Origin of the sequence: Horticoccus luteus (assembly GCF_019464535.1) — a bacterium.
Lineage (GTDB): Bacteria > Verrucomicrobiota > Verrucomicrobiia > Opitutales > Opitutaceae > Horticoccus > Horticoccus luteus.
This window is the reverse complement of record NZ_CP080507.1, coordinates 2,097,152-2,111,899: the sequence shown is the minus strand read 5'-3', so window position 1 is coordinate 2,111,899 and position 14,748 is coordinate 2,097,152. Positions and strand designations below refer to the sequence as shown.

The 14,748-nt window shown below is 64.2% G+C and carries 17 protein-coding genes; 14 read left to right on the top strand and 3 right to left on the bottom strand.

The window, feature by feature from the left end; translation table 11 throughout:
- Positions 1-149 precede the first annotated feature (149 nt).
- Complete coding sequence (locus K0B96_RS08865; RefSeq protein WP_220166252.1) at positions 150-1,355, bottom strand: tyrosine-type recombinase/integrase; 1,206 nt, start codon at positions 1,353-1,355, stop codon at positions 150-152.
- A 190-nt stretch (positions 1,356-1,545) separates the two neighbouring features.
- The gene (locus K0B96_RS08860) at positions 1,546-2,454 is read right to left on the bottom strand and encodes a helix-turn-helix transcriptional regulator (protein ID WP_220166251.1); all 909 of its coding nucleotides are present in this window, start codon (positions 2,452-2,454) and stop codon (positions 1,546-1,548) included.
- Positions 2,455-2,575: 121 nt separating this feature from the next.
- Here K0B96_RS08860 and K0B96_RS08855 point away from each other — a divergent pair, with 121 nt between their 5' ends.
- From K0B96_RS08855 to K0B96_RS08800, 12 genes are read left to right on the top strand one after another with little or no spacing between them, the layout of a single operon-like run.
- Complete coding sequence (locus tag K0B96_RS08855) at positions 2,576-4,243, top strand: aldolase/citrate lyase family protein (protein ID WP_220166242.1); 1,668 nt, start codon at positions 2,576-2,578, stop codon at positions 4,241-4,243.
- Positions 4,244-4,255: 12 nt separating this feature from the next.
- The gene (locus K0B96_RS08850; protein ID WP_220166240.1) at positions 4,256-5,296 is read left to right on the top strand and encodes a hydroxyacid dehydrogenase; all 1,041 of its coding nucleotides are present in this window, start codon (positions 4,256-4,258) and stop codon (positions 5,294-5,296) included.
- Between the two features lie 23 nt (positions 5,297-5,319).
- Positions 5,320-6,159 (top strand): SDR family NAD(P)-dependent oxidoreductase, encoded by an 840-nt coding sequence (locus K0B96_RS08845; RefSeq protein WP_220166238.1) that lies wholly within the window; start codon positions 5,320-5,322, stop codon positions 6,157-6,159.
- Positions 6,160-6,165: 6 nt separating this feature from the next.
- Positions 6,166-7,011: a sugar phosphate isomerase/epimerase family protein gene (locus K0B96_RS08840; protein WP_220166236.1), complete on the top strand. Its 846-nt coding sequence runs from the start codon at positions 6,166-6,168 to the stop codon at positions 7,009-7,011.
- Positions 7,012-7,020: 9 nt separating this feature from the next.
- Positions 7,021-7,665, top strand: a complete 645-nt coding sequence (locus K0B96_RS17565) for a BMC domain-containing protein (RefSeq protein WP_220166234.1) — start codon at positions 7,021-7,023, stop codon at positions 7,663-7,665.
- Positions 7,666-7,706: 41 nt separating this feature from the next.
- Entirely contained in the window at positions 7,707-7,976 is a 270-nt protein-coding gene (locus K0B96_RS08830) for a BMC domain-containing protein (RefSeq protein ID WP_220166232.1), read from the top strand.
- A gap of 19 nt (positions 7,977-7,995) precedes the next feature.
- The gene (locus tag K0B96_RS08825) at positions 7,996-8,286 is read left to right on the top strand and encodes a BMC domain-containing protein (RefSeq protein ID WP_220166230.1); all 291 of its coding nucleotides are present in this window, start codon (positions 7,996-7,998) and stop codon (positions 8,284-8,286) included.
- Positions 8,287-8,306: 20 nt separating this feature from the next.
- Complete coding sequence (locus K0B96_RS08820; RefSeq protein WP_220166228.1) at positions 8,307-8,606, top strand: BMC domain-containing protein; 300 nt, start codon at positions 8,307-8,309, stop codon at positions 8,604-8,606.
- 7 nt (positions 8,607-8,613) lie between these two features.
- The gene (locus K0B96_RS08815; protein WP_220166226.1) at positions 8,614-8,934 is read left to right on the top strand and encodes a EutN/CcmL family microcompartment protein; all 321 of its coding nucleotides are present in this window, start codon (positions 8,614-8,616) and stop codon (positions 8,932-8,934) included.
- A 13-nt stretch (positions 8,935-8,947) separates the two neighbouring features.
- On the top strand, positions 8,948-9,211 hold the full coding sequence (locus tag K0B96_RS08810) for a EutN/CcmL family microcompartment protein (RefSeq protein ID WP_220166224.1): 264 nt from the start codon (positions 8,948-8,950) through the stop codon (positions 9,209-9,211).
- Positions 9,212-9,214: 3 nt separating this feature from the next.
- Entirely contained in the window at positions 9,215-9,511 is a 297-nt protein-coding gene (locus K0B96_RS08805) for a EutN/CcmL family microcompartment protein (protein ID WP_220166222.1), read from the top strand.
- Positions 9,512-9,519: 8 nt separating this feature from the next.
- Complete coding sequence (locus tag K0B96_RS08800; RefSeq protein WP_220166221.1) at positions 9,520-10,596, top strand: class II aldolase/adducin family protein; 1,077 nt, start codon at positions 9,520-9,522, stop codon at positions 10,594-10,596.
- 152 nt (positions 10,597-10,748) lie between these two features.
- Here the strand turns inward: K0B96_RS08800 and ilvD are convergent, their stop codons facing one another.
- Positions 10,749-12,470: a dihydroxy-acid dehydratase gene (ilvD, locus tag K0B96_RS08795; protein ID WP_220166219.1), complete on the bottom strand. Its 1,722-nt coding sequence runs from the start codon at positions 12,468-12,470 to the stop codon at positions 10,749-10,751.
- 140 nt (positions 12,471-12,610) lie between these two features.
- On the opposite strand from ilvD, the gene scpB reads away from it, so the two are divergent.
- On the top strand, positions 12,611-13,579 hold the full coding sequence (gene scpB / locus K0B96_RS08790) for an SMC-Scp complex subunit ScpB (protein WP_220166217.1): 969 nt from the start codon (positions 12,611-12,613) through the stop codon (positions 13,577-13,579).
- A gap of 2 nt (positions 13,580-13,581) precedes the next feature.
- Complete coding sequence (gene pheA, locus K0B96_RS08785) at positions 13,582-14,664, top strand: prephenate dehydratase (RefSeq protein ID WP_255558913.1); 1,083 nt, start codon at positions 13,582-13,584, stop codon at positions 14,662-14,664.
- Positions 14,665-14,748 lie beyond the last annotated feature (84 nt).

The window sequence follows — 14,748 nt, the reverse complement described above, 5'->3', positions numbered from 1 at the left end:
CCGAGCGTTGCTCCGCCCTGTAACCTAACTTTTCACGCAGCCATTCTGCTGCTCTTTATTTCGAGGTGTGTTATCACGGAGCATTACATAATGGTAAATACAGCTTTGTCCAGAGCTACAGGTGAAAAATATACTACGGGTGGCCAAATTCATCCAGTTGGCCCTACCTCAAACCAAGCTTTTCCTTCTTCCTCACTGACCAGCTCGCGGTAGTGGCGATTGATCTCCTTAGGCGAGTTGCCAGCGTCAAGCGACACGCGGGCGATGTCACCCGTTGCGGCGACTCGGTGGGAGATGTAGCTGTGGCGAAAGCAATTTTCCGGGAGGTCGGGCAGCTTCGCTTCGCGGGCGAGCCGGCGGATGGCGTCCATCGCCAGTGTGGGTGTCGCATCCGCGCCGTCACCGGTGGTCGGACATGCGAATCCCTTTGCCTGAGCGAGGGGAGCGAGCCACGCCACGGCCGCATCGCACAACGGCACCATGCGGCGGGCGGGGGTGCCACGCTTGGCGCTCGTGATGCGAAGATTTTTGCGGGTGAGGCTGACATCTTCCCACCGCTGCGCATGGATTTCTGAGCGGCGCAGACCGCAAAAGCCCGCGAGCACCAACGCAGGCAGAAGATCGGGATGGTTTTCGGCGAAATATCGCAACAGGGCCGTCCAAGTCTCCACGCCAATTATGCCGATCACCGGCGCCGGCTCGTGGGCTGCATCGGTCATTTCGGCCTCCGTGCGCGCATCACGCGGTAAATAGCCCTTGCGTTGGGCCCAGCGCCAAAGGCTCACGATACGTTTCCGCTTGGTGTTTCGCGTAACCGGATTGTCCCACTTCGCGAGCCACGCATCGAGTTGCTTGGCGGGAACAGCATCGAGAAACAGCTCGCCCAGGTCGTTCACGATTTGCTCGAACGTCGACGCGTGATTTTTCGCGAGATTCTTTCCCGCTGCGCTCTTGGCCGTAAGAAACTCTTTAACTGCCGCACTGACCTTCACGCGGCGATAGGCAGTGCCGTTGCGCGCCGCCCAGGCTTCCGCGGCAGGGAGTAAGTTGCCGTCGGTGATGTCGCGTGCCCGCAGCCACTCCTGAAGCGCGGTGAGCAAGGGAACGTCCTTCACGAGTTCGCGAGCCGCCTGCAATTCGTCGCGATCGCCCACCGACATGTCGGCGCCTTCGATGCGGCCGGACGCCAGCTGCGCAACTTTGATTCTAGCCTCTGCAAGCGCATCGCCTGAGGCGGCAAATTTCTTCGTCATGCGCCCATGAAGTCCATGCCACGCCAAGACGTAGGCCTTGCCGGTTTTGTTGGTGGAGTGCCGCACCTCGTAAATCTTCACGCTCACGCTTCCGGCGGTCACGGTTTGTGGCCAACGAGCCCGCCCGCGAGGCCGCTTCGTCTTCGTCGTCATGCAGGGAACAAAAGGGAACAAACGAGGCTTTACAAACCTTAACGTTGCTAAATTTGCCATCTATGATGCGAGGCAAGTCGAAACCCCGTGAGGGCGCCATTCTCATAGGTGGGCAGGACCAGGCCTTTGCCGGCCGAAACTAGTGCGCGATGATGGGCACATCTTCGCGGCGCCAGTCGCGGGGGGAGCAGCCGGTCTTGCGCTTGAAGATTTGCGAGAAGTAATACGGGCTCTCGAAACCGGTTTGCAGCGCGATCTGCTCGATCGTGATATCCGACTTCTTCAGCAGAAACTTCGCCCGGTTCATCCGCAGTTGCAGGCGATATTGATGCAGCGATTGCCCAGTCTCTTGTTTGAAGGCGCGTCGCAACCAGTGGTAGCCGACGCGTAATTTTCCCGCGAGGAGTTCGAGGTCGAGTTCCAATTCCAAGTGCTGCGCCAGCATGCCTTTGGCCTCGTGGACGAGTTGCTCGGTGCGATTTTCGCCAGCGGGCGAGGTCGTGGTGCCCACGTGAAGTTCCGCCAGGATGAGGCTCGCGAGCGAGCCAAGGATGCGCGAGGTCCCTTCGGGATGACGGCGGAGACACGCCACCACTTCAGAGAACAGGCGGAGCAAAGGATCGGTGTTCGCCGGAGCAAAGACCGGTTCGTCGGGCGTGAAAAACGTCCGTTCCAGCAGCCGTTCAACGTAGTCGCCTTTCAAGCCGAGCCAGTATTCGAACCAGCCGGTTTCCATTCGCGGAGCGTAGCGGTGCCAGACGTGGGGAAAGAGCATGAACGCCTGGCCGGGGGCGATCGTCTGCTGGCGCGGGGCGGCCCGGCCCGTTTCGAGCACGCCGCTGCCGCGCGTGATGAAGTGGAGCTGCACCTCATCGAGCTCGCGGCCATTGGCCCATTGGAACGTGTAGCGCTTGGGATGGCCGGCCGGCGGGTAGGGCGCGCCGGGCGCGATATCAACGTAGCCGGCGGACGTGGCGTAGATGCCCCAGTCGCGGTCTTTCGAGTCGGCGAGCAGGTAACGATAGAAACTTTTCGGGGCGTCGCTCATGGTGGGGGCCGCTCAAAAAACGCAAGAGAACGCTCAGACTGTGCATGGGCGCAAACGTGGCAACCCGCTATTGTCGGCGCATCCCCTTCACCGCTCAGGCGCCCGCTGCGCCTCCGCTTGCATGAAAGTCCCCGCCCTCCAACGCCTGCGTGCCAAGTTGCGTTCCTCCCAGCCGGTTTACGGCCTGTGGATCACGTTGGAGTCGCCCAGCATTTGTGAAATGGCGGTCGCGCTCGGCCTCGATTGGGTGACGATCGACGCGGAACACGGGCATCTCGATTGGAAGGAGATCGTCGAACACGTGCGCGCGGCGGTGCGCAGCGAAACGGTGGTGCTTGTGCGGCTCGCCGAAAATTCTCCCGCGCTCATCAAACGCGCACTCGATGTCGGTGCCGATGGCGTGGTCCTTCCGTGGATCGAAACCGTCGCGCAACTCGAAGCGGCGGTGGCGGCGGCGACGTATCCGCCGGGTGGCGTGCGCGGCATCGGCGCCGAACGCGCGACATGCTGGGGCAACTGTTTCGTCGAGCACGCCGCGGAAGCGGATGTGAATGTGCTCGTGGTGCCGATCATCGAGACGGTGCGCGCGGTGGAAAACATCGAACAACTCGCGGCGGTCGAAGGCGTGGAGGCCTATTTTTTCGGGCCGGCCGACTTGTCGTCGACGGCGGGTTATCCGGGCAAGTGGGAGGGACCGGGCGTGCCCGAGATGATTGCGAAGGCGAGGACGGCGCTGCGGCGCGCGGGCAAGCACTGCGGCGTCGTCGCGACCAGCGAACAGAATCTGACGGAGCGCCGCGAACAAGGTTTCGGCATGCTCGGCCTGGGACTCGACGCGGGACTGTTGTTGCGCAGTTTGCACGCGGCGCTCGGTTCGCAGGGGCGCGACCGGCAGATCCGCGCCAGCTTTACGTTGGAAAATGATGCGGTCGCGCTGGCGAAGGAGCAGGCGGTGGCGTGCGCGCCGCCGAACATGCGGCCCGATCGCGCCGAGGTGATGAACGCGCGCGGGAGCGGTCCGCAGTTGGAGATCACGCGAGGCGTGACCTTCGATTGCATGGTCGGCGCGCACAACCACGCCCGCAACCTCACCACCGGACTCGTGACGTTTGCGCCGGGCGCAGTGCTGCCGATGCACCGGCACACGTTCGGCGAATCGGTGACGTTGCTCCAGGGTCGCGCCTTGGTGGACGTCGAGGGGCGCCTCTACGAAGTCGGTCCGCTCGACAACGTGACGATTCCGCGCGGCCTGGCGCATCGCGTGTCGAATCTTTCGCGGTCCGCGCCGGCGGTCTTTCACATCGCGATGGCTTCGCACGACCCGACGCGTGAGCTGGTGGATCGCATTTTGCCGCGGCGCACGATGTCGGAAATCACGCAAACGCAGCCGGGCGGGGAGCGTGCGACGTATCAACGCAGTGCGACGCGCTACTCGCCGGGCGCGAACGCCGCTTTCGTCGACTACTTCAACGCCGACCTGATTCCTGGGCTGGAAATGAGCGGCGGCTACGGACTGTTTCAGCAGGGCGGACGGCTGCCGGCGCACCTGCATGATTTCGACGAATCGATCTGCATCGTGACGGGCCGCGCGACCTGCATCGTCGAAGGGCGGCGCTACTCGATGGAGAACCTCGCGACGGCGCTGCAGCCACGCGGACGCATCCACTATTTCATCAATGAAACGCCCGCACCGATGGCGATGATCTGGGTTTACGCGGGCCCGCAGCCGGAGCGCATTGTCGTCGACGAACGTTGTGCGGTCGAACCCGCCGTCGCGTGGAACGCCTGATCTGCTTTGCGTATGACTGCTCCTTTCAACCTCAAGTTAACGGCGGATTTTTTCGATGCCGCCGGACGGGGCAAGTATGCCGACATCGGGCTGTCCGTGCTCGCCGAGGCACCGCACATCACGACGTCGGCGTTTGCCGAACACCGGCCGGAGATCGCACCTGAACAACTCGCGGGCGCCAACGGCGTCATCGTTTTAACGCCCAAGGTGACGGCTCAAAGTGTAGCGCAGGCCGGTGACTTGATTGCCGTAGGTCGCTTTGGCGTGGGCTACGATTCCGTCGATGTCGCGGCGTGCACGGCGGCGGATGTGGCGGTATTTATCACGACGGGCGCGGTGGACCGGCCGGTGGCGGAGGCTACGGTCGGCTGGATGATTGCGTTGACGCATCACATGCGCGTGAAGGACCGCCTCGCGCGCACGGGAGAGTGGGACGCGCGTTCGCGGTTCATGGGTGCAGAATTGCGCGATCGCACGCTCGGCGTGATCGGGCTCGGTGGCATTGCCCGCACGGTGATCAAACTGCTGGCGGGTTGGGGCATGAAACCGCCGCTCGCGTTCGATCCCTTCATGACGCCCGAAGCGGCGGCGCAGGCGGGCGCGCGACTGGTTTCGCTGGACGAGCTGATGCGCGAAGCGGATTTCGTTTCGGTGCATTGCCCGCTGAGTCCGCAGACGCGCGGGCTCATCGGCGCAGAGCAAATCGGGCTGATGAAGTCGACGGCGTATCTGCTGAACACCGCGCGCGGCGGCATTGTCGACGAAGCAGCGCTGCGTGACGCGCTGGAGGCTGGTCGCATCGCTGGCGCGGCGCTGGATTGTTTCGCCACAGAGCCGGTCGCGGCGGGCCATCCGTTCGCCAATCTGGACAACGTGCTGCTCGCGCCTCACAGCATCGCCTGGACGAACGAACTATTCCGCGACATCGGCCGGACCGCCTGCCAAGGGATGATCGATCTTTCACTCGGCCGTCAGCCGCGCGGCGTAGTGAATCCGGCGGTATTCGAGAAACCGTCGTTTCAAGCGAAGTGGCGGCGAGTCCGCGGCGACTGAACCAGCGCGCGACCCAAATTTTCATGAACAGCGACGCAACATCTTCTTCGACCCACGGCCGCCTGGCCGGGCGGGTCGCATGGATCAGCGGGGCCACGTCGGGTATCGGCGCGGCGGCGGCGGAGCTGTTTGCGCGCGAAGGCGCCCGCGTGGCGGTGATCGGACGGCGCGGCGATCTCGGGCGGGCGCTCGTCGAACGGATCGCGGCGGCGGGTGGAGCGGCATTCGCGATCGAGGCCGATGTGAGTCGCGAGGCGGACGTGCAGCGTTCGATTGCGGCGACGGTGGAGCGCTTCGGGCGGCTCGATATTCTCGTGAACAACGCCGGCATGGTCGAAGTGCGCGATCTGCACGAGTATTCGGCGGAGCAATGGGATCGCGTGATGGACGTGAACGTGAAGTCGATGTTCTTCGCTTTTAAACATGCGTATCCGCACCTGCGCGCGGCGCGGCGCGGCTACGTGGTGAACGTGGGCTCGATCAGCAGCTTCGTCGGACAAGCGCGCACGCCGGTTTATACCACATCGAAGCACGCGATCCTCGGGCTCACGCGGTCCATCGCGCTCGACTACGCGGCGGAGGGTGTGCGGTGCAACTGCGTCTGCCCGGGCATCACCGATACGCCGATGTTGTGGGAGCATCTCAATGTGCGGCCGGATCCGCAGGCGGCGCTCGCCGAGCGGTTGCGACGCGTGCCGATGGGCGTGCCGCTCTCGCCGCTGGATGTGGCAAAATCGATTCTCTACTTCAGCTGCGAAGACTCGGCGGGCATCACGGGCACGTCGGTGACGATCGACTGCGGCTATCTCACGGCGGCGGAGTGGCAATGCACCGGCGCGACAGCTTTTCAGGAGAATCTCTAACGTCCCATGAACGCAAAATTCGCCTGCGCCGACTTCACGTTTCCGTTGCTCAGCCATCTGCATGCGCTGGAGCTCATCTCGATGATGGGTTTCCGAGGTGTGGATATTGGGTTGTTCGAATCGCGTTCGCACCTGTGGCCGTCGCGCGAGTTGAAACAACCGCGATCGAGCGCGCGCAGGTTGCGCCGGGCGCTGACCGCGCGCGGGCTGAAGGCGGCCGATGTGTTTCTGCAGATGGCGCCGGACTTCGCGCCGTTCGCGATCAACCAGCCGAACGCCGGCGCGCGGCGCAAGGCGCGCGACTGGTTTTTGCGGACGCTTGATTTTGCGGATGCGCTCGGCTGCCAGCATGTGACCACGCTACCGGGGATCGCGTTTCCCGAGGAAGGGCGCGATGCCTCGCTCGCGCGGGCCGCGGCGGAGTTGCAGTGGCGGGTCGAGCAGGCGAGCGCGGCGGGACTGGTGTTTGGCACGGAGGCGCATGTCGGCTCGATCGCGACGACGCCCGAAGAGACGCTCGACCTCGTGCGACGCGCGCCGGGCCTGACGCTGACGCTCGACTACACGCATTTCACGCGGGCGGGCATTGCGGACAAACGCGTCGAACCGCTTATCGCGCACGCGAGCCATTTTCATGCGCGCGGAGCGTGCCGCGGCCGGTTGCAGTGCAACTTTAAACAAAACACGATCGACTACGCGCGCGTCCTCGCAGCGATGAAAGCCGCGAAGTATCGCGGCTGGGTGGGCGTGGAATACGTCTGGATCGATTGGGAGCACTGCAACGAGAGCGACAACATTTCCGAGACGATGCTGTTGCGGAATTTTCTCCGCGCGCAGGCGGCGACCCTGTGATCATGCACCATGCCTGCACGCACCGAAAGACCGCCCGCTGTCGCGCTGCTCGAGATTCACTCGCTCGGCGCGGCGCTGGTCGTGCTCGATCGCGTGGAGAAAGCGGCGTTCGTGCAAGTCTTGCAGGCGGAGCTCAACGATTACTACGGGCTGTTTCTGAAACTCACGGGGGACGTGGCCTCGGTGCGTCTGACGGTCGAAGCAGCGTGCGCGACGGCGCAGGCGATGAAGGTCGCGTTTACCGCGCGGGCGTTGTCAGCTCCCGATGCCGGCGCGTGGCCGGTGATCGAAGCCGCGTCGGAGTTTCAACCGTTGCTCGATCAGGAAGTCGTTTTCATCCCTCGCCCGCGTCCTTCTCCCACCATGGCTGATTCCTCTTCACCTTCCGAGGCGATTGGCCTCATCGAAACTCAAGGCTTCACCGCGGTCACCGCGGCGGCGGATGCCGCGTGCAAGGCCGCGAATGTGCGGCTCATCGCGAAGGAGAAACTCGGCGGCGGTTACATCACGGTGATCTTCGAAGGCGATGTCGCGGGCGTCACGGCCGCGGTCGCGGCAGGCCGCGCGGCGGCGGAGTCCGTGGGCAAACTCATTTCCGCGCATGTGATCGCCCGGCCGAGTGACGGCGTGGGGCGCATCCTCACGCGCCTTTGAACAGCGCATCAATTTTTCCCAGCACTCCACCCACTCGTTTTATGAATGACTCCATCGGAATGGTAGAAACCCGCGGCTACGTCGGCAGCATCGAGGCCAGCGACGCCATGGTGAAGGCCGCCAACGTATCGTTGGCGCGGCAGTTCGAAATTGGCGGCGGCTTCGTCACCGTGATCGTGCGCGGCGATGTCGGCAGTGTGAAAGCCGCGGTCGATGCGGGCGCCGATGCCGCGAAACGCGCGGGCGAACTCGTGTGTTCGCACGTGATCGCGCGCCCTCATCCTGATTTGTTGAAACAGCTCGGCGTCTGACCCCTCAACCCTTCGCACCATGAGACAAGAAGCACTCGGCATGATTGAAACGCGCGGTCTGTGCGCGTTGATTGAAGCCTCCGACGCCGCGTTGAAAGCGGCGGGCGTGACGATGAACGGCTGGCAGCAAACCGGCGGCGGCTACGTCACGGCGTTTTTCCGGGGCGATGTCGCTGCGGTGAAAGCGGCGCTCGATGCAGCGGCTGAAACCGCCGCCAAAGTCGGCGAGGTGGTCGCTATCCAGGTGATTCCCCGGCCGCACGAAGAATTAGGGCAACTCGGTCCCTGGATCGGCAGCCCGGCGGCGTAACCTCAATCTCTCCTTTCCCCATGCCTCCCAAAGCCATTGGTCTACTTGAAACGCGCGGCCTCGTCGCGCTCGTCGCCGGCACCGATGCGATGTTGAAATCCGCCAACGTCACGCTCGCCGGTCCCGTGAAACAAATCGGCCACGGTCTCGTGAGCGCGGTTGTCGTCGGCGATGTCGCCGCCGTGAAAGCCGCCACGGATGCCGGCGCACAGGCGGCCCGGGCCGCGGGCGAAGTGGTGAGTGTGCAGGTGATCCCACGGCCGCACGAGGAAGTGGCGATGGTGCTGCCCAAGCGCGCGACGGCCAAGACGGGGAAATAATTCCGCCATGCTGCTCGCACGCGTCATCGGCCACGTCGTCGCCACGCAAAAGGAGGCGGCGATGACGGGGCAAAAACTTTTGCTCCTTCGTCCGCTGGTGGTGGACGACAGTTCGCCCGTCCAACTGAAGCCTGCGGGCAACACCGTCGTGGCGGTCGATCCGCTCGGTGCTGGCGAAGGCGAGACGGTGATGTTTTGCCAAGGCAGCTCCGCGCGGCAGGCGCAAGGGATGCAGTCGCTGCCGGTCGATGCCGTGATTGTGGGCATTGTCGATACAGTCGAGGTGCAGCGACAAACCGTCCATCCGCGCGCGGCGGAAAAGAAGTGAGCGTCGCCCAGCCATGATCCGCGCCCGCATCGACGGAGTCATCGTGACAACGGTGGCGCATCCGAGTTTGCACGGTTGCCGCACCGTGATCTGCCAGCCGCTTGATGAGCGCGGCGACGCCGAGGGCGCGCCGGTGCTCGCGCTCGATCCGCACGGCGCAGGGCAACATCAACACGTGCTCGTGTCGACCGACGGCGGCGCGACCCGGGCGCGAGTCGGCGACGAGCACTCGCCGCTGCGCAACATGATCATCGCGGTGCTCGATTCCGCGGCCTGAGCCATGCGCCTCGGACACGTCATCGGCACCGTCACGCTGAGCCGGCAGGAGCCGGCCTATCGCGGCGGACGCTTTCTGCTCGTGCAACCGTGGACGGCCGCCCAGTTCGCCGCGCCGACAGGGGAGCTCTTGGCGGCGGGCGCGGCGCTCGTGGTTTACGACCGGCTCGGCGCTGGAGTCGGGCACGTGGTTGGATTCACGGAGGGCTCGGAAGCAGCGCGGCCGTTCGCCGAACCAACGCCGGTCGACGCCTACTGCGCGGCGATCGTCGACGACGTTTACTATCAACCGCCGAAATAATTCTGCTCATGCGCCCAGTCATCACCGCTGAAGATGTCGCCCAACTGCTGCGCGCAGGGCGGGGCGAGGAAGCCCTCCCGGCCGACGCCTTGCTTACGCCGTCAGCGCGCGATTTGTTGCGCAGCCGAAAGTTGCCGGCACGCCCCGGGACTGCATCCGCGCGCGAGGAACCGAAAAGCAAAGCGAAGCCGGGGAACTGTGGATGCAAACACTCCGTCGACGTGACAAATGCGGCGGCGGTGCAGGCGTTTTTCCATTCGCCGGAAATCGAGGCCCTGAAAGTGAAGCTGTGCGATATCGGTCGCCGGATGTGGGAGAAGGACTACGTCGACGGCAATGGCGGCAATATCACGGTGCGAGTGACCGACGATCTCGTGCTCTGCACGCCCACGCTCATTTCGAAGGGCTTCATGAAGCCGTCAGACATGTGCCTGATCGATCTGGAGGGGCGACAGTTGGCCGGGGAGAAGAAGCGCACGAGCGAGGCGTTGACGCATTTGGGCATCATGAAGCGTCAGCCGAAAGCGCGCGCGTGCGTGCATGCGCACCCGCCGCACGCCACGGCGTTTGCGATCGCCTCGGTGGTCCCACCGCCGTGCCTCATCCCCGAAGCGGAAGTGTTTATCGGCGAGATCGGCCTGGCGCCTTACCAAACGCCGGGGTCGCCGGACGTGGCCAATTCCGTCGGCCAGATCGGCGTCAACCACCAGGTCGTGCTGATGGAAAATCACGGCGTGATCGCGTGGGGCAGCGACGTAGAGGATGCGTATTGGAAGATGGAGAACATCGACGCCTACTGCAAAACGGTGTGGATCGCTTCGCAGCTGGGCAGCGGGTTGCACTCCTTTGGCTCGGACAAGCTGCGCGACCTGATCGCGATCCGGAAGAAACTCGGCATGGACGATGCGCGCGGCGATCGGGCGGGGTGCGATTTGTGTGATCCGGGCCCGTTCAAAGGCGCGGCGATCAAGCCGGCGATCGGTGCCAATGAAGCGTTCACTGGCGCGCAGATGGATACGCTCGTGCGCAAGGTGACGGAGCAAGTCCTGCAACGTCTGGCCAGCGGCGTCCGCGGGAGCGATTGACGGGCGTAATCGGCGTTCCTGGGCACGACCTGAGCCGGCCCGTTCAACAGCACAGACGAAACGCCAGCCTCGCCGGGCGCCCACTGGCGCATGACGCCGGCGGGCGCGACGTTGAAGAGATCAGACGCAGCGTGGTGAGCGGAGACGCCAGCTCACAAATGTTTGTCTGTCACGGCGCCCTCGGAGGCGCTGGCGACGAGTTTCGCGTATTTGGCGAGGACGCCGCGTTTCTCCCGCGGCGGGCGCGGCGCGTTGGCGGCCATGCGTGCCGCGAATTCGGCGTCGGGAATCCGAAGGTCGATCGTGTTTTTAACCGCGTCGATCTCGATGATGTCGCCGTTGCGCACGATGCCGATGGGGCCGCCACAGGCGGCTTCCGGAGTGATGTGGCCGACGTCGAATCCGTGGCTGCCGCCGGAGAAACGTCCGTCGGTGATGAGCGCGACATCTTTGATCAAGCCGCGGCCGGCGACTGCGCTGGTGGGCGAAAGCATTTCGCGCATGCCAGGGCCGCCCACGGGACCTTCGTTGCGGATAACGACGATGTCGCCCTTCACCACGTCGCCGCGGAGGATGCCTTTGAGCGCGTCTTCCTCGCCCTCGTAAACTTTGGCGGTGCCCTTGAAGTAAACGCCTTCCTTGCCGGTGATTTTGCCGATGGCACCGGTCGGAGCGAGGTTGCCGCGCAGCACGCGGAGATGGGTGTCTTTTTTGATCGGCTGATCCCACGGACGAATGATGTCCTGTTCCGCCGGGTAAGCGCCGTAGGGCTGCACGTCGCGCAGCGTTTCGGCGATGGTTTCGCCGGTGACCGTGAGGCACTCGCCGTGGAGCAGGCCGCGATCGAGCAGCACCTTCATCATCGGGCGGATGCCGCCGATGCGAACGAGGTGCGCCATGTTGTATTTGCCGAACGGCTTGAGGTCGGCGAGGAGCGGCACGCGGTCTCCAATGACCTTGAAGTCATCGATGGTGAGCGGCACTTCCGCGCAATGAGCGATGGCGAGGAGGTGGAGAATGAGGTTGGTGGAACCGCCGAGAGCGAGGCAGACGGTGATCGCGTTTTCGAAAGCGTGGCGGGTGAGGATGTCGCGCGGGCGCAGGCCCGTTTTGAGCATGTGCATGACGGCAGCACCGGCGCGCTCGCAGTCCTCGCGCTTCTCCTTGCCGATGGCGAGCTGGGCGCTGCTGTTCGGCAGGCTCAGGCCGAGGGCTTCGATGGCGGTCGCCATGGTGTTGGCGGTGTACATGCCGCCGCAGGAGCCCGGCCCGGGAATCGCGGACGATTCGACGGCTTTCAGGCCGGCATCGTCGAGCTCGCCCTTGGCGTGTTTACCAACCGCTTCGAAGACCGAGACGATGTCCAGCGGGCGTTTGTGATCGCAGTCGTCGGGGGTGAATCCGGGCAGAATCGTGCCGCCGTAAATAAACACGGCGGGGCGGTTGAGGCGGGCGATGGCCATCATCGCGCCGGGCATGTTCTTATCGCACCCGCCGATGGCGATCAGGCCGTCGAAGCCCTCGGCGGCCACCGCGGTCTCGATCGAGTCGGCGATGACTTCGCGGGAGACCAGGCTGTAACGCATGCCCTGCGTGCCCATGCTGATGCCGTCGGTGACGGTGATGGTATTGAAATACACGGGCTTTCCGCCCGCGGCGGCGATGCCTTTGCGCGCGTGCTCGCTGAGATCGCCCAAGTGGACGTTGCACGGCGTCATGTCGCTGGGAGAGGAGGCGACGGCGATTTGCGGTTTGCGGAAATCTTCGTCGGTAAAGCCGACGGCGCGCAGCATCGAGCGGGCGGGGGCGCGGTCAGTGCCATCGACCACGATGGCGGAATAGGGACGAGGCGTGGCGGTCGGCGGAGTGCTCATACGCGAAAGGCTCGCAGCAGACCAACGGCGGCGCCCCCGGGCAAGCGCGTTTGCCGTGATGACCGAGAAAGTGACCGGGCGCGTGCAACTTCAAGGTTGCGCGCCCGTCGGGGCGCACCATTCACTCGTCCGCTTCCCGCATGGCGTTTAACCTCTCAAAAGTGCTGAAAGCACTGCTGTTCTCCTCGAGCCAGCCGCTCGCGATCAAAGACATCCAAGCGGCATTCACACGCTTCCACGAACAGGCGGCGGCGCACGCAGCGGCGGCGGCGGCGGCGGTGGAAGACGCCGGCGCGGCTCCGACGGCCGAACCGAGTGCCTCCGCGGAAACGCCGGCGGCGCCCGCGGCCAACGCTGAGGAAGCGGCCGAGGTGATCGTGGAGACGCCGGATGATGCGGAGCTTTATCACGAAGTGCCGTCGCTGATCACCGGCACGCAGATCCGCGAAGCGATGGATGCGATCGCGATCGAAATGCGCGCGCGCGACGACGGGTTGTTGTTAATCGAAGGCTCGAGTGGTTACCGCCTCGTCACCCATCCGCGCTTCGCCCGCTGGGTGCGGATTCTGCGCCAGGAACCGCCGCCCTTGAAATTAAGCCAGTCAGCGATCGAAACGCTCGCGATCATCGCCTATCGGCAACCGGTGACGCGGACGGAGATCGAGACGATTCGCGGCGTGTCGGCCGAGGCGGGTTTGAACAAATTGATGGAGCGCGAACTGGCCTACATTGTCGGGCGCGCGGATCTTCCCGGCCGGCCGATTCAATACGGGACGACGGACAAGTTTTTGGAATTCATCGGCGTGAAGTCGCTCGACGAGCTGCCGGCGTCCGACGTGCTGTCGTCGCGGCAAGTGGACGAGTGGCTGCAAAGCGCGACGAATCCCTCCAAGCCCAACGATAGCGACATGGGTTTGGAGCAGGAGAGTCTGCCGTTGGAGCAAAACCAGGCGGCGAACGCCGAAGTCCCCGCCCAGCCGGTGGAGGAAGTCGCGACGGCGACGACGGAAACGCTCTCCGCGGAAACGTTGGCGGCCGACTCCGCGACCGCGCCGACGGAGAACGAATCAGCACCGGCGGAGCCCGCCGAGGACAATAAAACCGCCTGACCATGGACCTCGGACCCATCCGCGATAAAATCGACGGCCTCGATCGCGACATTGTTGCGCTCCTCAACGAACGACTGGCGCTCGCCGCGGAGATTGGGAAGTTGAAGCGCAGCACAGGCGGGCAGATTTACGTGCCGGAGCGGGAAGATGCCGTGTTGCGAAAGATCGTTTCGCTCAATCAAGGGCCGATCAAGGACGAGGCGTTGCAGGCGATTTATCGCGAGATCATGTCGGCTGCGATCGCGCTCGAGAAGCCGCTGCTCATCGCCTATCTCGGCCCCGAAGCCACGAATACGCACGCGGCCGCGATGCGCAAATTCGGCGCCAGCGTGGAGTATCACGCGATGGCGACGATCGCCGACATCTTCACCGCGGTGGAAAAAGGGGAGGCGGATTACGCGGTGATTCCGATCGAGAATTCGACGGAAGGCTCCGTGCGCGAGACGCTCGACAGCTTTGTGGAGAGCGATCTGAAAATCGTCGCGCAGATCTATCTGGAGATCACGCATGCGTTGATCTCGAACTCGCCGCTCGACGAGATCGAACGCGTTTACTCGAAGGACCAGGCGCTCGCGCAATGCCGGCATTGGCTGCAACGCCACCTGCCGCACGCGCAACTGATCGATGCGCCGAGCACCTCGCGCGCGGTGCAAATTGCGAAGGAAACGCCCGGCACCGCGGCGGTCGCCGGTGAACTGGCCGCGCAATTCTACGGAGTGCCGGTCGTCGAGCGAAACATCCAGGACAAGGCGGATAACACCACGCGATTCTTCGTGCTGGGAAAACGTCCCGCCGGCGCGGTGGGCAACGGTCGCGACATGAGCAGCTTCATCATTTCGCTGGGCGACGAGTCGGCGTCGCATTCCGGTGCGTTGCTCAAGATGCTGATGCCGCTCGCCGAGCGCGGGATCAACCTGTCGAAGATCGAGTCGCGACCGAGCAAGAAACGCCCGTGGGACTACTATTTCTTCATCGACGTCACGGGTCACTTCGAAGCGGAGAACATGAAAGACGCCCTCGCGGAACTGAAGCGATTCTGCCCGATGGTGAAGTGGCTGGGGAGTTATCCGGTGGCGAACGGCTAGGGCGCGCGAAGATATTTCTGAGATCGGTGCAAGCGCGCCCTGCGAAGGGAAGCGCGCGTGAGGAGCGCGTTGTCGGCGCGAGTG

Coding starts and splice junctions, on each gene's coding strand:
- K0B96_RS08845 (WP_220166238.1), top strand. CDS start 5,320: ATGAACAGCGACGCAACATCTTCTTCGACCCACGGCCGCCTGGCCGGG.
- K0B96_RS08850 (WP_220166240.1), top strand. CDS start 4,256: ATGACTGCTCCTTTCAACCTCAAGTTAACGGCGGATTTTTTCGATGCC.
- K0B96_RS08810 (WP_220166224.1), top strand. CDS start 8,948: ATGATCCGCGCCCGCATCGACGGAGTCATCGTGACAACGGTGGCGCAT.
- K0B96_RS08820 (WP_220166228.1), top strand. CDS start 8,307: ATGCCTCCCAAAGCCATTGGTCTACTTGAAACGCGCGGCCTCGTCGCG.
- scpB (WP_220166217.1), top strand. CDS start 12,611: ATGGCGTTTAACCTCTCAAAAGTGCTGAAAGCACTGCTGTTCTCCTCG.
- K0B96_RS08855 (WP_220166242.1), top strand. CDS start 2,576: ATGAAAGTCCCCGCCCTCCAACGCCTGCGTGCCAAGTTGCGTTCCTCC.
- K0B96_RS17565 (WP_220166234.1), top strand. CDS start 7,021: ATGCCTGCACGCACCGAAAGACCGCCCGCTGTCGCGCTGCTCGAGATT.
- K0B96_RS08840 (WP_220166236.1), top strand. CDS start 6,166: ATGAACGCAAAATTCGCCTGCGCCGACTTCACGTTTCCGTTGCTCAGC.
- K0B96_RS08815 (WP_220166226.1), top strand. CDS start 8,614: ATGCTGCTCGCACGCGTCATCGGCCACGTCGTCGCCACGCAAAAGGAG.
- K0B96_RS08800 (WP_220166221.1), top strand. CDS start 9,520: ATGCGCCCAGTCATCACCGCTGAAGATGTCGCCCAACTGCTGCGCGCA.
- pheA (WP_255558913.1), top strand. CDS start 13,582: ATGGACCTCGGACCCATCCGCGATAAAATCGACGGCCTCGATCGCGAC.
- ilvD (WP_220166219.1), bottom strand. CDS start 12,470: ATGAGCACTCCGCCGACCGCCACGCCTCGTCCCTATTCCGCCATCGTG.
- K0B96_RS08860 (WP_220166251.1), bottom strand. CDS start 2,454: ATGAGCGACGCCCCGAAAAGTTTCTATCGTTACCTGCTCGCCGACTCG.
- K0B96_RS08805 (WP_220166222.1), top strand. CDS start 9,215: ATGCGCCTCGGACACGTCATCGGCACCGTCACGCTGAGCCGGCAGGAG.
- K0B96_RS08825 (WP_220166230.1), top strand. CDS start 7,996: ATGAGACAAGAAGCACTCGGCATGATTGAAACGCGCGGTCTGTGCGCG.
- K0B96_RS08830 (WP_220166232.1), top strand. CDS start 7,707: ATGAATGACTCCATCGGAATGGTAGAAACCCGCGGCTACGTCGGCAGC.